15 protein-coding genes are annotated in these 16336 nt (G+C 25.3%); 1 reads left to right on the top strand and 14 read right to left on the bottom strand.

Annotation, left to right across the window (positions count from 1 at the left end):
• Positions 1 to 3: 3 nt before the first annotated feature.
• The 14 genes from GE118_RS01640 to GE118_RS01705 all read right to left on the bottom strand — a co-directional run bounded on the left by GE118_RS01640 (position 4) and on the right by GE118_RS01705 (position 14663).
• Positions 4 to 2955 (bottom strand): hypothetical protein, encoded by a 2952-nt coding sequence (locus tag GE118_RS01640; RefSeq protein ID WP_158763719.1) that lies wholly within the window; start codon positions 2953 to 2955, stop codon positions 4 to 6.
• Positions 2956 to 3053: 98 nt separating this feature from the next.
• A complete protein-coding gene (gene tsf / locus GE118_RS01645; protein WP_158763720.1) occupies positions 3054 to 3932 on the bottom strand; it encodes a translation elongation factor Ts in 879 nt (292 codons plus the stop codon).
• 74 nt (positions 3933 to 4006) lie between these two features.
• Positions 4007 to 4798, bottom strand: a complete 792-nt coding sequence (gene rpsB / locus GE118_RS01650) for a 30S ribosomal protein S2 (RefSeq protein WP_158763721.1) — start codon at positions 4796 to 4798, stop codon at positions 4007 to 4009.
• Between the two features lie 240 nt (positions 4799 to 5038).
• Positions 5039 to 6556 (bottom strand): phospholipase D-like domain-containing protein, encoded by a 1518-nt coding sequence (locus GE118_RS01655; RefSeq protein ID WP_158763722.1) that lies wholly within the window; start codon positions 6554 to 6556, stop codon positions 5039 to 5041.
• Positions 6557 to 6608: 52 nt separating this feature from the next.
• Positions 6609 to 7046, bottom strand: coding sequence for an RpiB/LacA/LacB family sugar-phosphate isomerase (locus GE118_RS01660; RefSeq protein ID WP_158763723.1), 438 nt, complete (start codon positions 7044 to 7046; stop codon positions 6609 to 6611).
• Between the two features lie 64 nt (positions 7047 to 7110).
• Complete coding sequence (locus GE118_RS01665; RefSeq protein ID WP_158763724.1) at positions 7111 to 8328, bottom strand: hypothetical protein; 1218 nt, start codon at positions 8326 to 8328, stop codon at positions 7111 to 7113.
• A gap of 76 nt (positions 8329 to 8404) precedes the next feature.
• Positions 8405 to 9484: a hypothetical protein gene (locus tag GE118_RS01670; RefSeq protein WP_158763725.1), complete on the bottom strand. Its 1080-nt coding sequence runs from the start codon at positions 9482 to 9484 to the stop codon at positions 8405 to 8407.
• 77 nt (positions 9485 to 9561) lie between these two features.
• The gene (locus GE118_RS01675; RefSeq protein ID WP_158763726.1) at positions 9562 to 10416 is read right to left on the bottom strand and encodes an MAGa3780 family membrane protein; all 855 of its coding nucleotides are present in this window, start codon (positions 10414 to 10416) and stop codon (positions 9562 to 9564) included.
• 3 nt (positions 10417 to 10419) lie between these two features.
• On the bottom strand, positions 10420 to 11151 hold the full coding sequence (tpiA, locus tag GE118_RS01680) for a triose-phosphate isomerase (protein WP_233262760.1): 732 nt from the start codon (positions 11149 to 11151) through the stop codon (positions 10420 to 10422).
• A gap of 87 nt (positions 11152 to 11238) precedes the next feature.
• On the bottom strand, positions 11239 to 11589 hold the full coding sequence (gene rplT / locus GE118_RS01685; protein ID WP_158763727.1) for a 50S ribosomal protein L20: 351 nt from the start codon (positions 11587 to 11589) through the stop codon (positions 11239 to 11241).
• A gap of 58 nt (positions 11590 to 11647) precedes the next feature.
• Positions 11648 to 11836, bottom strand: coding sequence for a 50S ribosomal protein L35 (rpmI, locus tag GE118_RS01690; RefSeq protein WP_158763728.1), 189 nt, complete (start codon positions 11834 to 11836; stop codon positions 11648 to 11650).
• Entirely contained in the window at positions 11817 to 12425 is a 609-nt protein-coding gene (gene infC / locus GE118_RS01695; protein ID WP_370452054.1) for a translation initiation factor IF-3, read from the bottom strand. Before infC ends, rpmI begins: the two co-directional genes overlap by 20 nt.
• A gap of 274 nt (positions 12426 to 12699) precedes the next feature.
• Positions 12700 to 13974, bottom strand: coding sequence for an HNH endonuclease (locus tag GE118_RS01700; RefSeq protein WP_158763729.1), 1275 nt, complete (start codon positions 13972 to 13974; stop codon positions 12700 to 12702).
• Positions 13974 to 14663 (bottom strand): sugar-phosphate nucleotidyltransferase, encoded by a 690-nt coding sequence (locus tag GE118_RS01705; RefSeq protein ID WP_233262761.1) that lies wholly within the window; start codon positions 14661 to 14663, stop codon positions 13974 to 13976. Before GE118_RS01705 ends, GE118_RS01700 begins: the two co-directional genes overlap by 1 nt.
• 188 nt (positions 14664 to 14851) lie before the next feature.
• Here GE118_RS01705 and GE118_RS01710 point away from each other — a divergent pair, with 188 nt between their 5' ends.
• On the top strand, positions 14852 to 16111 hold the full coding sequence (locus GE118_RS01710; RefSeq protein ID WP_158763524.1) for an IS30 family transposase: 1260 nt from the start codon (positions 14852 to 14854) through the stop codon (positions 16109 to 16111).
• Positions 16112 to 16336 lie beyond the last annotated feature (225 nt).

The raw sequence follows: 16336 nt of genomic DNA on the forward strand, positions 1-16336 counted from the left end.
TTGTTATTGACCATTAGTTGAACCAAAGGTTCTTAAGATGTTACTAATTGGGTCATTGGTTGCAGTGAATTGTGCTAGCTCTTTTAAGACATTGAAACTAGCTATTTCAGTTGCATAAATTTTTGCCAAGATTAATGGACTAAGTACAACATCTTTTTTATCATAATGTGTATTGATGTATTTAGCATATCCTGTTTTTTCAAAAATATATTTTGTTTTATCGTTTAAGAAATTGTAATATTCAGTTCTAACTTGAGCTAACTCATCTTTTAATTGGTCGATATTATTAGCATTATTTTCTATTGCTGTTAATAAAGCTTGGTTTGCTAAGTAGTATCTTCTTTCAATTTCTAATAATTTAGCTTTAACTTTATCAGCTGAATATTCATTATCATCTGATTGTTGTGAAATATCATTAATATCGATATTAGTAATATTAATATATGGTTTATTTTGATTATCTTCATGACCAAATGATCATAAATCTGAATATTGATTAAATATGTTAATTAATTCTTTATCAAGTTCTTTTTTAGGATCAAGTTTTAATTTATTTAATGTTGAACCATTAATTAAGTTCCATTGTCTAATAAAAGCATATAACTCTTGAGCAGGAACTACATAACTACGTTCGTCAAATGAATTTGCTTGAGCAGTTTGAATTTGCTCTTCAAGGCTTTGAACTTTTTCTTTTGCACTATTTAATTCTGAATCAATAGTTTCTTTTCTTGAAGTGCTAAATGATTCATACTTATATTTTAAATCTTGTAAATCACTTAAACTAGGAGTTGCTTCTGCTGTTGCATAAGTATTAACATTATTAATAAATGATTCATAATTATCTTCATAATCTCACATAATAGCATCTACTGAAGCACCTTCGGTTTGGAATTTTGCTTTTAATTCTTGTAATTTTGGATTTAAAGTTTTGATAAACGTTCATAATACTTCAGCATTATCAGTTTCTGTTGGTCAAGGAGTATTCAATACTTGAGCAACATTGTTTGTATAAAAATCACTAATAGCTTGTTTTTCTTCTAAATCAGTTTTAGCAAAATTTAATCTTTTTACTAATTTTTTATCACTAACTTTAAATTTCATTATTGCTTCTAATGCATCACTTTTAGGATCTACTCCTATAGTGGTTCAATATGAATATAATTTAAGCATTTGTTTAATATATTCATTAGCTAACTTAGTAGCAACATATTTATCAAATGCTTGATTGAAATTATCACTAGGCATATTATTAGCTTTAAAATAAGCTTTTCTAAGATCTGCTTTTAAATCCATATATGGATGGAAATCACTGTCAAAATCTTCTTCATTTGCTTTTGGATTAACTTTAGAAACTATTAAGTTTCAACTTTCAGTTTTTAATTCTTCTGTTTTAGCAGCATATTCTGCTTTTTTAGCATCTAAATCTTGATTTGAAACTAATCATGAAGAGATTTTATCTTCAATTTCATCAAATTGACCTAAAGTATCATAATAATTAACTGATCTATCACTATATTCAAAATAAACTAAGAATTTAATTTCACTCTCAATAACTTCATATAATGTTCTATAAGGTAAAGAATAAATATAATTTGAGCCATTTACAAAAATCATTTCTCTTATTAAAGCTAAAATTGATTTAGCTTTAGTTTTTAATTTATCAACTTTAGCTGAAGGTAAAATTTTATTATTTAATGATTCAGGAAATAGTGATCTAGTGTATGGTTGATTATTAGCATCATTTGGTAATCTTAAGCTTGGTAAATATTGATCACTTGTTATGTCTCTAAAAACATATTTACTCATATTTTGATCTAAACTAATAAAAGCACCAATTTGATCAACTAAATTAGCTTGTTGATCATCTACTAGTGGTTGAAACTTAGTAATTAAATCATCAAAAGTTTTAGTAATACCATCTTTAACTTGTGCTCCTGTTAATGAATTGATTAATCCATCATAAACACTAGCATTATTTGATTTAACTAAATCATTAACTTTTTTAAGCTCATCTAATCTTCATTTTAATAATTCATTGACATATTTACTATAAACTGCATCAGCTAAAATAATTTGATCAGATGAACCATTACCAAACAACTCTAAATATTGAGGATTTTTAGATTGTGCATAAATTTGCTCATATAATTTAGTTAATTTCAATAATCATTGGTGTAAATTCTTTGGAGTTACATCGTCTGTTAAAGTTTCAGCAGCTTCTAAAGCAAATGCACTATATTTTAAATTTAAATCATTGCTTATTTTAATTAAATTAGCATTGTTTGGATTTGCTGTTAATGATTTAGCTAAATGTTTATTAATTTGAGAATAAAATGTATTGATGTAATTAAATGCTTCATAATAAGCTTGTTTAATACTTAGGTTTCTCTTGAAATTTCTTAATTGATAAGCATTAATTTGTGTTTGTAATGATTGAATTTTTCTATCAAGCATTTCTTTTTCTTCAACAGATAAATTAGCTTTTGCTTTTAATTCAGTTTCTACTGCTTCTTTTTCTTTTTCTAATGAAGCAATTTTATTGTTTAAATCATTAATATCATTATTTAATTTAGCTTTTTCTTTTTCAAATAAATCATTTAATGCTTGTCTAGATTTATTAATTTCATCTAATGTAGTACCATTTACTAACATTGAACCTAAATTATTAACTAGTTCATTACTTAATTGATATTGTTTTTGAATATCTTGTTCATTTGAAATTTCACTTAATTTAATTAATAAATTTCTAACTGAATTAGAATTTGAAGCACCATTGGTTTGAAGCAATCTAAGTGTTTCATTAATTTTTTGCTTATTCATATTGATTTTAGCTAATAGCTCATTATCTTTTTCTTTGTCTTTTGGTTTTAATTCTTGATTAACACAAGCAACAACTAAAGGTGTAGATAATATTGGAGCAACCAACAATCATGACTTTAAACCTTTATTTTTCATAAAATCTCCTATTGTTTAAATTCGCATAAAAAAAGTATGCAAAATATTTCCGGGTAAAGCGGAATATTTTGCATACTTTAAAATAGTAAAATTATAAATTATTTAACCATTCCAGCAACTTCTGAAGCAAAATCTGATTGAACTTTTTCAATTCCTTCTCCTACTTCATATCTTACTGAAGCTACTAATTCACTATTATTGTTTGCTAAATATTTAGCTACTGATAATGAATCTTCCATAACAAATGGTTGTTTTTCTAAAACAAATTCTGATAATTGTTTATCTAATCAACCTGAAACGATCATTGACTGAATTTTTTCTGGTTTTTGATCAAAATTTGCAGGTTTTTCAAAATTTTGTTGAATTTCTGTTAATCTTTCTGATGGTATTTCACTAACTAATGTATACTCAGGGTTCATTGCTGAAACGTGCATTGCTACATTTCTAGCTGCATCAGCGTTGTTTCCTTTAACAGTAACAACTGCTGTAACACGTCCGTTGGCATGAACATAAATTCCTAATACTTCACCTTCGTTAGCTTTAACTACTTGAATACGACGTAATGAGATTTTTTCTCCAATAACAGCAGTTGCATTAACTAATGCTTGTTCAACTGTTTCTCCGTCTGATAATTTTAAAGTTAAAGCTTCTTCAACCGTGCTAACCTTGCCATTAAAAATAACTTGAGCAATTTCGTCCATAAGTTTAATAAACTTGTCATTTTTAGCAACAAAGTCTGTTTCTGAATTAATTTCGATTAAAACTGCTTCTTTTTCATTTCCATAAGCAGTAACTGCACCTTCTGCAGCAATCCGTCCTGCTTTTTTAGCAGCTTTTACGATTCCGTTTTCTTTTAATCATTTAATAGCAGCTTCGATTTCGTATTCGGTAGCTTCTAAAGCTTTTTTACAATCTACTAAAGCTGAATTAGTTCTTTGTCTTAATTCTTTGATTTTTTCCATTTTGTTGTCAGCCATAATGTCCTCCTAAGTATTTTAATTGTTTTAAGTTATGTTAAATTTAAATAAATTTTAACATATTAAGTTAATTATTATTGTTGATTTTCTGATTTTTTACTAAAATCTGGTAATACAACTTTTTCATCGTCTTGGTAAGCAAATAATTGTTGTCCACCTTGTGCTTTAACAATAGCATCAGCTAAAACAGTCATAATTAATGTGATTGATTTTGCTGAATCATCGTTTGCAGGAATTCCTAAATCTAAAAGATCTGGATTTGAGTTTGTGTCTAAGATACCAATAACTTTGATTTTCTTTCTTCTTGCTTCTTTAACAGCAATTTCGTCTTCATTAGGATCGGCAACAATCATAATTTGTGGAAGACGTTTCATATTTCTAATTCCATCAAGGTTTTTGTGTAATTTATCTAATTCTTTTTGAAAGTTTAATGCTTCTTTTTTGGTGTATCCTTTAAATCCATTAGCAGCTTTAGCTTCTAATTCTTCCATTTTCTTAACACGAGACATAATTGTTTCGTTATTTGTTAATGTTCCACCTAATCATCTTTCAGTTACGTATAATGATTTTGTTCTTTCTGCAGCAGCTTTAACAGCATCACGAGCTTGTTTTTTTGTACCTACAAAAATGAATTGAGCATTTTTTGATGCTAATTGATTTACTAATGAGTAAGCAAATTCTAAGTATTTTTGAGTTTTGGTAATATCAATAATGTGTGATCCTTTGTTTCTACGGTTAGGAACAATGTAATCTTTCATTTTAGGGTTTCAGGCATGAGTTTTGTGTCCAAAGTATGCTCCTGCTTCTAATAATTTTGATTTTGAAATAATAGGTTGTTTTTGTTCAACTTTTTTTGTATCTGTCATAATTTTTGATTTCCTTCTATTTTAGTTTGTTTTTCAAATTAAATACTTCCAACACCTAGCACTATTTATAAATAGCACACCCAAGTGAATCCATATTTAATGCTTATTATTAAATGTGAATAATAAACTGAGTTATAAATCTCTTTTATATTTTACTAAAAAAGTTATTTTTTAAAAGCGTTATTTAAAGAAAAAATCAGTATCAAAAAACACAGTTTTAATTTATAAAAACTGTGTTTTTTAGATCAATGGTAAGCTTAAATGATAAATCATTCTACTTACTCAAGTTCCATTTTTGGTATATAATGGACTATTTTTAAGTAGATAACAATGTTTATTGTATGAATTAATGATGGTTTTTAAATCACTAACTGCTTGACCTTTAAAAATATCAATTGTTTCATATTGAGAAAACATACTTCTACTATCTCAATTACTTGTTCCTGCTCAAGCAATTTCATCATCAATAATTCCGCATTTAGAATGCATAAAATTCTCATTATAAATATAAACTTCTAATCCAAATTGCATTAATTGTTTAATCTGGTATAAGCTAATTTTATAAACAAATTTTTTATCTGGTAATCCTGGAAAGTATAATTTAACTTTTATCCCTTTTTTTAAAGCTAAAATCATTGCTTTAGATAAAGCAGAAGAAAGAGAAAAATAAGGTGAGCAAATAATAATTTCTTTTTTAGCATTCATCAACATTTGAATTCAATTATATTCAGCAGTAGAATAATTATACGATGGAGAATCAATAGATAAAATCGCTTGATTATCCATTAAAGATAAATCGTAATTATAATTAAAATATAAGTTTGGTTCAATATCTATATTTTTTTTCGTAATAACTTTTCAAAATTTAATAAAAGCTAAATTATAGTAATTTACATATGGACCTGTAATCATATAGTTTAAATCAATTCAATGACCATATTTTTTAGATAATGAAGCATATTCATCTGATATATTATTTCCACCAGAGAATACTAATTTAGAATCAATAATAATATATTTTTGGTGATTTCTAGTAAATGAAGTTGCATTAATAAAAGGGTAATAAATTTTACCAATTCGATAAACTTCTACACCCAGCTTTTTTAATTTATTTAATTCTCTTTTTTGACTAAAAGTAGCACCAAAATCATCTACCAATCATTTAATATCAATACCTTCTTCTTTTTTTTGTTTAATTAAATGGATAAACTCTTTAGATATTTCGCTTTTTTTAATAATGTAAGTAACTATAAAAATACTTTTTTTAGCATTTTTAATGTGTTTAAACACTTCATCATATAAATGATATCCTTGGTCATAAAACTTAATTAAACAAGGTAAAGCTTTATTATTGTTCAATGATTCATATTGTTGTAATTGACTATCATTACTTGTTAGATTAGGAATTAATCCTTGATCAATATAAGTTTGAATATTATATTTAGGATCATTATCTAATTTTAATTCATATTTATTAATAAAAACTAAACCAAAAGCAACAAAAACCACATTACCAATTATTGGAAAAAGTATGATGAAATAGATTCAACTAAACTTAGCGATTTTATTTCTCTTTTGCACATAAATAATAAAAAGAAAAATCATATTTAACACATAATAAATTATCAATAATGCTCAAATATACTCATAACTGAAATTACTAATTAGTAAAATCATTGAAACTAATGAAACTATTAAAATAATGATTTGAACGGTTAATAAGATAAATTTTTTAAGTGAAAAAACCTTTTTATTCATACTAATAATTTTATTAAAAATTTAATAACAAATAAAAGAAAAGAATTAGATATTATTTATCTAATTCTTCAATTCTTTGAATGTGTCTTCCACCCTCAAAATCAGTTTTAATGTATTCATCAATAATTTTTTTAGCTTCATCAAAAGAAATTTGTCTTCCTCCAAAAACTAAAACATTAGCATTATTATGTTGTTTAGCTAAATGAGCATCTTCTACTGAGACTACTCTTGCTGCTCTAATTCCTTTATGTCTATTTAGCGCATAAGAAATTCCTAATCCTGTACCACATACACCAATACCAAAATCTGGATGTCTAGTTGTAATGTAATTAGCTAAATCATTACCTTGAGTTGCATAGCTAATTGATTCTTTATCTGTACTTGGCCCAAGATCTACAGTATCATATCCTAAAGAACGCACATATTCTTGTAATTCATTTTTTAATTGATATCCAGCATGATCACTTGCTAGAGCTATTACTTTCTTCATAGTTTCTCCTTGAATACAAATTGTGTTGTCTTTATATTATATAACTAGTTGGAGAATAAAAAAATTATTGGTTGTATGTGTAAGCATTTTTTTCATTAACCAATTCTTGATATTGGTTATTTTTTTGAATTATTTTTTGTTGAATTATTTTTTTAATGTCATTAATTATTAAATTAGATTCATTTTTTGCATATTTATTAATCAACTTGCAAACACGTTTGTAAGCATTTAATTCTATTTCAATTTTATTGTTTAATTCTTCTTTATCTTGCAATTGAATTAATTCATGATAACAATAATCACTACAAATTTGACATTTAGTATTTTTGGGTTTTATTTTACTTCAGTTGATTAAAAATTTATTATTGTTTAATTTAATTAAATCTTTTTGGGTAATTTTTTTATTTTTTTCACAAGGAAAAATAATATTTAAAACAATAGTTCAATGACTTATATTTAAAAATTGTTCAGTAGTTAAATTTTTAAATAAAGCAAATTTATCAAATAATAAAACTTGTGATTTATATTTATTAATTGATGAAAGAACAGAATTAATCTGACTATTTTTCTTAGCAAAATAATTTAATACAATATTTAATTTCTCTGGATCTTTCATCATTAAACCCATTTTTATCACATCACTACTATTGTATTGACCTAAATAATTTGAATATTTAATATAATCATTTCTAGAAACTCAATCATATCCATTGACATAAGCATACATTAATGAACCTATGTAACTAGCTATAAAACCTGTTTTGTGTTGATTTTTTTGGATAGTTTGATTTTGTTTATTAGCTTTAATAAATTTATCAAAATAATTTTTAACATTAGTAAATGATTTACTAACGTTGTCTAAATTAATAGAAAAATCAGTTAATGAATAACTTGGTAAATTTACTAATTTATTAGTAAATTTATTTTCCAAAGAAGCTCCTCAACCACAAAAAATAAAATTATTACTAGTTATTTTTCCTTTAAAACCCGTTAATCTAACTAAAGCGTTTTTAAAAATTGCTCTTGATTCAGATCAAAACGATTTTCGTTTAATATTTTGTAAATTAAAGAAAATCGTTTGAGTTTTAAAATTATGCTCTAGATTAAATCAACCTATAGTAACACAAATAGGCATATCTTTATCTAATCAATCTTTAGGTTTTTTACGATTTTTAACCTTTCAATTGTTAATTGCTTCAAAATCTAAGAATATCACATAGGTTTTAGATTTAGCAAAATTAATGTTGTTTAACACTTTAGGATTAATTAAGTTAGAATTCATAATTTAATTTTACTAAAAGAAATTGTTTTATAGTCCAATATAAAACAAAATAAAAATATGGTATTAAACCATATTTTTATTTTTTAATGAAAGAACGTATTTTTTTAAGTTTTTGCATTTTAAGCCGTTTTATTTCAAAAGTAAAATATTGCAATTGGTTAATAACAATGTCAAAAACTTCATAAATGGGTTTTGATAAATCTAAACCATTTAAAGAACTTAAAAAATCAATTGTTGATCTTATTTTTTTAATTTTGTTATCTATAAAACTCGATTCGTTATTAGATGATGAATTACTTGTTAAATGATTTATTCATTTATTAGCAAATTCAATATATTCATAACAACTACTTCCATAGTGTTGAATCGCAACATCTCTTAAAATATTTAATTTGGTTAATAGATCTTTTTTTAACAGAGCAATATCTTTAATTTGGTTGTTAATTTCTAAAATGAAGGGTTTATATTTTTCAAGTTGTTGTTTATTTTTTAAATAGTATCAAATACGTTTGATACGGTTTATTGAGTAATTATGTACATCATTTTCAATAGAGTTAATATTTATATTTGAATATTCAATTTCTTTAAGTTCTATTTCGTTAGTATGACAAAATAAGTATAAACCAGCTAATGAATCCCATAAATAATCAATATTTTCAGCCTCTATTTTACGATAATTATCTTCTTCAAGATCAAGTGATTTCAAATAAGTGAAATTTTCAACATCGTCTTTCACATTAAATGTAATGTCATCAAGAGCAATATTGTCAGAACAAATAATTTTTGTTTTCCCTGAAACTAGTCAATTTATAATGTGAGGAACATATAAGTTATTTCAAGAAATAAAGTTGATATTACTTAACACATTATCAGTGATAATGTTAGTTAATTTTTCAATTGAACTTCTTAAATCTCTTTTTACTTTATATCAAAAATTATCCTCACTAATATATTGCAGATCAATTGTTTTAAACAAAAATCGCATTTTCTTTAGTTTAGGATCATAATATCCTAAACTAAAGGCAAAAGGTAAAAATAATTTACTAAAACTATATTTCAATATTTTTAAATGTTTATTGTAAATAACATCAAAATGTATGAAAATGTTATGTTCAATTTTAACCTCTTGAGAACTAACGTCATAAACATCCTTCATACTTAAATTTTATTATTTTTTATTGCTTGAAGTTAGATTTTGCATAAAAAATGAAAAAAATACCACAAAGTGGTATTTTAATTATATTTTTTTATTTTTAAAACTTTAATTCAGGTTCAAGTTATACCTATAGCTAAGATTGAACCTAAAATAAATATCAATAAATTTAAACCAACTATAGCAAATAAAGAGTTACCTTTATAAAATAAAGGATGCTTAAAGTTTAAAAATGCATAAATTGTAGTTTTGGTACTACTAAAAATATTTATTTCTTTTAATTCTTGCTTTAATTGTGGATTATTTAAATAAATATTAGTAACTTTTTCTCCGATAAAAAATGTACTTAAAGCAAATAAATAATAAATAAAAATAAATATAAATGCTCAATATATAACATATTTAGAAACCACTAAATCTTTCTTAATCAAAACAAAAGCAACAATTGCGATCATTGGATTAATAAAGTGAATAATAGTAGTAAAAACAAATCATCAATAAGATTTTTGATTAGATGAGTTTTTAATGTCTTTTAAAATTGAAGGAAAAACTAATCCTCAAAAGACTAAAAAAGTAATTGTTATATATGTAATTGAAATAGTTAAAATGTTTGATATTGCTTTTTTATTTTTGCAAAAAGCAAAAATGATTAATAAAATTCCTGCAGCAAAATTTGAAATATATGTAAAAGTCAATGCTCTTTGTCAAAAGCTTGAAGCTACTTCTGGAAAAATTCTATTTTGAGTTAGATATTTTAATTGTTCGACTGATAATTTTGATCAACTATTAAATAATTCATTACTAATTAAATTTCAAGTACCTAAAAAAGTAATAGATAATAAAACAATTATTAAAATCCCAGAAATAAAACTTACTTTAGAACTATTTTTCTTTTGAAATAAAAAGCTAATATGACTTTGTTTAATTTTTTGCATTAATTATTTTCCTAATGTTAATAATTTAATAAAGCTATCTGCTTTTAATGAAGCTCCACCAACTAAGAAACCATTAATATCTTTTTGTTGTGATAATTCTTCAATGTTTGCAGGAGATACACTTCCTCCGTATTGTACAACTAATTCATCACTTGTAATTGAGTGAATGAATTCACAAACTTCTTGTGCTGTTTGAGGGGTTGCAACTTTACCTGTACCAATTGCTCAAATTGGTTCATAAGCAACAATAATTTTGCTTAAATCTAAGTCATTAACTGAGTGTTTAATTTGGTACTCTACAACTTCTTTTGTTTTGTTTGCTTCGTATTCTTCTAATGTTTCACCAACACAAATAACTGGTACTAAACCATTTTCGATAGCTAATTTAGCTTTTTCATAAACTAAAGCATCAGTTTCTCCGTAGTAACTTCTTCTTTCAGAGTGACCTAAAATTACATATTTAACATTTAAGTCTTTTAACATTGAAACACTAACTTCTCCAGTATAAGCTCCTGAAAGATGATTTGACATATTTTCAGCAGCTACAGCTAATCCATTAAGTTCAACATCTTTAAAAGCTGCTAAATTAGTAAATGGAGCAGCAATACCGTATTCGATATCTGATGCAATTTTTGATTTTTCTGATTGATATAATGTGTTAAATTCTTCTAAGAATTGTTTTGTTTCTGAAAAAGTTTTGTTCATTTTTCAGTTTCCGATAATAACTGTTTTCATTTGTTTCTCCTATTTTTATAAATTAAAAATTAAAATAAAAACTTAATTTAACAAACTCAAAAACGTTTATTAAATTAAGTTGTATTATTAAGCTTCTTTAGCTATTTTAATTAACATTGAAAATGTTTTTGGTTCATTAATTGCTAATTCTGAAAGCATTTTACGGTTAATTGTAACGTTTGCTTTCTTAAGACCATTGATGAATCTTGAATAACTCATCCCTTCAGCTCTAGTAGCTGCATTAATACGAGCGATTCATAATTTACGGAAGTTTCTTTTAAGTTGTTTACGGTCTCTAAACGCATATGTTCATCCTTTAACAACTTGTTGTTTAGCAACTTTGTAACCAATTGATTTGTGTCCAAAGTACCCTTTAGCTAATTTTATTCATTTTTTACGTCTTGCTCTTGTTACTGTTCCACCTTTTACTCTTGCCATTATTGTCTTCCTTTCTAATTTAGATATTTAATTTTCTAGAATAAATAAATGCTCTAGATTAAATCAATGCTTTAAATCTTTTAAGGTCGCTTTTTGACATAAGTGTAGATTTACGAGATTGACGTTTTTGTTTGGTAGTTTTATTTTGTGCTAAGTGTGAACGGTAAGCTTGTTCTCTCATAACTTTACCTGTTCCTGTAACTTTAATACGTTTTTTTAACGCACTTTTAGTTTTCATCTTTGGCATTTAATTCTCCTTCTTTAGTCAATTGACTTTGTTCTTTAAGATATTTAGCTATTTTTTGTTTATTTGGTTGGAGATTCATGTCAAGGAAACGATCGTTTACTAATTTAGGTTCAGTTGATTTATCTGCAATATCTTGCAAGGTGTTATAAAACTTATCTAAAGTATTTAACCCTAAATCTTTTCTCCCGATTTCACGACCCCTTAGTTTAAGCGATACTTTAATACGATCACCTTTAAGTAAAAACTCACGTGCTTTACGACTTTTTGTCATTAAATCATTTTCACCAATCATTGGTGTTAATCTTACTTCACGATTTTGAATATTAGTTTGTTTTTCTTTTAATTCTTTTTGTTTTTTCTTACGATCGTATTTAAATTTTCCATAATCTAAAATACGTGCAATTGGTTTTGGATTAACACTAATTAGTACTAAGTCCATTTTTAGATTTTTTGCCATTTCAATAGCATCTTTTGTGTATTTTACACCGATTTTTTCGCCATCAACACCAATAAGAAACACTTGTTTAAACGGAATGCTTGAGTTTATATAGTGCTCTGATGTTGGTTTTTTTCCTCTTGGTTGAATAATAAATTCTCCTTTAAAATAAAATTAAAAAGTGGTTTCCCACTTCTCTACTAAAAAAGGTATCAGAATTATAAATGATACATTTAATTGTAGCAAAACCCAAGGCTATTACCATCAGGTGAGAAGTGAATTCTACTTTCTGCAATTAAATTCTATATTGCGTATTTATTTTATCACAGTTGCTACTTTTTTAAACTCTTTTTTATTTTTAATTTTTAGACCAAAAAATTACTTATTAAAGTACATTTTTAACACTATTAAAAAATTACCAAAATAGTTATTTTTCATTTAATTTAATACGTTCATAATGCTTCTCGAGATATTTATTAAACTTATCTGTAAGAGCTTTATTGTAATTTAATCTTTTTTTACTTATTTTATTCTCTATACTTTTAATTTCATTTTCTTCAAGGAAATTTTTGACCTTATCTATATTGACTTTAAACATTAAGTTATCGATATCAAAATATATAAAACCTTTTTCAAATTCTTTATCATGGTTCGGACATAATAAGAAACCATTAGCTCCATCTGTGGCTTGTTTTTTAGCTTCTAAATGACTAATTTTATTGTCTTCAAAGTCTTTTTTAATATCTGTAAATCTGTGGATGTGACTAGCTATTAAATTTTCTTTTATTTCATAATCACAAGCAAAGCATTCATTCATAAAATTAAAGAACTTTAAGATATTCTTTCTAAATAAATCTTGCATTCTCTTTAATTGAATTTCTACTTCTTTAGTTGTTCTATCCTTATCGTCAAGAGAAAGTTCATAAGCGACTAATTCATTAATATTTTCATTTTCTATACCAATATCGATTAAAGTCTCTTCTTTACTCTTTGCTTTCTTAACTTCAATATCATAATGAACAAAATTGATTTTTTTAATATTTCATTTTTCTTTTTTTATAGCTAGTAACAAACAAGTTAAAAATGTTTCACCTCATTTTGCTCCTTGAAAAGTCGCAAAAATATTGATTATCCCCTTGGTGTAAACTTCGATATAAGTACCATCGTTTGAAGTATTTCTCTTTCTTAAATTATTCTTTATACCTAGAAAACTCTCTAGACTGTCTTCAAAAACATTTTCTTTTAAAACAATGGTATTACCGAACTTAACACCAATTTCTTTCATTATTTGTATTATCAATTTGATTGATAATGGATTAGGTGTAAAAGATTTAACGTCAATGTTTGAAAAAGGATTAAGAGATGTGTATATTTGGTACTTCTTAATTGACGCTATTTTATAAACACCATAGAATCCTTGTGATAAAAATGTATTTCTTGATCTTAATTTATTATCACTGCTTAACATTTGTGAAAAATAGAAGATTTTTTTCTCACTTTCACAAATAGCTCCTTGAAACTTATAATCACTAGTTTCTTCGAAAATAATATTTTCAAATTTAATATCTTTAATAAATTCATCATTTATTAAAGTGTCGAATATCATTTTATCAATTTGCTCTTTTGTGAGACTCAGGCTAAAGTCATTTTTACACAAGTGTTGTAAATTTGCATAAAATTTTGTTGTTACCTTTAACTTCATTAACAATATTCCTTTTTATCTTTTTTGTAGTTAACACCGTTTCAAACCTTTATTCCGTTTCCCGGAAACATATCATTACAAATTCACATCGATGCAAAACTGGGTCTTTGAAGGTTCATTACATCGTAATTAACATGGTCTTTAGTAAAACACATTCTACGTTTTAAGTGTACATATTGAACCTTTTTAAATTTTTGTAACATGTCGCAAAACTTTTCGCTGTTCAACGCTTGTACTCCAAATATTAATGCTCATTGCTTATCGTTACCGAATTCTAGTATTCTCTCTAATAATTTATGTTTATTTCTAAATGGTGGGTTAGAAATAAGAATATCTCATTTTTCTTCAGGTTCATACTTGTAAAAATCCTGTTCATAAAGAATATGTGAGTAAATAACTTTGTAACCATAATCCTCAAAAGCTTTTACAAAGTTAGAATCCTCAAGGTCGAATGGACATCATATAACCTTATCTTTTGGAATGTTAGCGTTTTTTATAAAGAACTCCACATCTTCATATGTGGTGTATCATTCATCGTCTATAGCGTACCTAAATGCTTTTGTTATATCGGTTTGCTTTCTCTTTAAATGTGTTTTATGCTTATCTATAATGTAATCAATAACTCCTTGAGAAATATTACCTACATTTAAATCTGACGCTAAGTTTTCTAGTTCTATTTTTTTACTCATATCTCCTCCTAAACAGCTTTTAATAATAAGTATTATAAATTTTTATGGGCATTTTATTTTTTTAAATTAATTTTTTTATTTCGTATTCATTAAAAAAGCACGGTTCCCGGTTTAAGGGTCCGTGCTTTTAGTTTCCTAGTAAAATATATATAGAAAAAAATAAACGAAAGGAAACCAACTTAATTATAATGAATAAACGTAAAAGTCCAATAGTTAAACCTATTTGCATTAAACAATTCATCTCAAACCATTTAAATAATAAACAAAATATCAAAGTTTATAAGCATTACCTTTTTAAGAAAACTAAAGTTGATACAGACTTTTATATTCAAGTGCTATCATCAAAGAGAAAGTTTGACCCTAATCATTTTAACGTATCAAGTGTTATGATAATGGTTGATCGCCTAAAGAGTAATAATAGCTTAAAAGAGATATCTAAAGAGCTTGGATTTAGTCGTAAAAGCATTGTTTCAAACTTTAATAAACTAATGAAATTTAACGACGTTAAACACTTTCCAAAACGTCAAAGATGCAATAATTGCGGTCAGTACTTTCAACAAATTCAATGACTTAATATTAAAAATTGATTTGACTCTAGAAACCAAGCTGAACAACATAGAAACTTTTTACAAAAACAAATTATGAAAAATAGATATAAAGATTTCTTTGTTTATTTAAATGAAGTAACTAAAAATTACAATAAGAACAAATTTAAAAAAGTAAGTGTTAGAGCTATTAAAACTTCTATTTTTAACATTAGACTAAACTTTATAGAAAGCAACCCAAATTCATATATCACTAGCGAACAAAGTATTTACCACTTACTGAAATTACCATATTTAAACCTTCCTATAGACATTTTACCTATTGTTTCAAAACGTGGGTATAGTTCTGTTTTATCTAGAAAACAAGTACAAAAGAAAAAGAAAATTGGTTTAAACATAAAATATCGTAGTGAAGAAATTAATTTAAGACAAAACTTTTTTGACTATGAAATGGATACAGTAGTAGGATCAAAAAGATCTAAAACTGTTCTTTTAACATTACTTAATAGAAAAAGTAGAAAAGCTTACTCAATCAAAATTGGTAGAACTGCTTTAGCTGCTAAAGAAGGTTTAGAAACCTTAATTAAAGCATTTAATTTAAGAATAGATAGCTTAACAATTGATAATGGATCTGAGAATTATTTATTAGATAAAATTGATTGTATAGGACAAATTTATCACTGCGATCCTTATCGATCATCACAAAAAGGTTCAATCGAAAATATGCATAGAGAAATAAGACTATTTTTCCCAAAAGGAAAAACTTTTGACAACACTTCACAAGAAGAAATTCAAGAGATAATGAACAGAATTAATAACAAAACAAGAAAATCATTAAAATACAATGGGAAGTACTTATCACCTAATGAGTACGAAAGAATTCTCTTTGCTCAATCTTGTTAAATTTACATAAAAAACAATTTTTCTAACATAAATTTTGAAAATTTTAATTTTGCGACTTTTGTGTTTTGTACAAAACACATCTTTTTCTACATCCTTTTTTAGTAATTTATATGAAATATTATAGAATTTAACTATATAGAACTAGGTACTTGCTTAAGTACTTTTAAAATCTCTAAAACCAAGAACCGTAAAACTTTAATAAATAAAATGAATAATTTTTTATGA

The sequence above is a fragment of the Mycoplasma sp. NEAQ87857 genome, assembly GCF_009792315.1.
GTDB lineage: Bacteria > Bacillota_I > Bacilli_A > Mycoplasmatales > Metamycoplasmataceae > Mycoplasmopsis.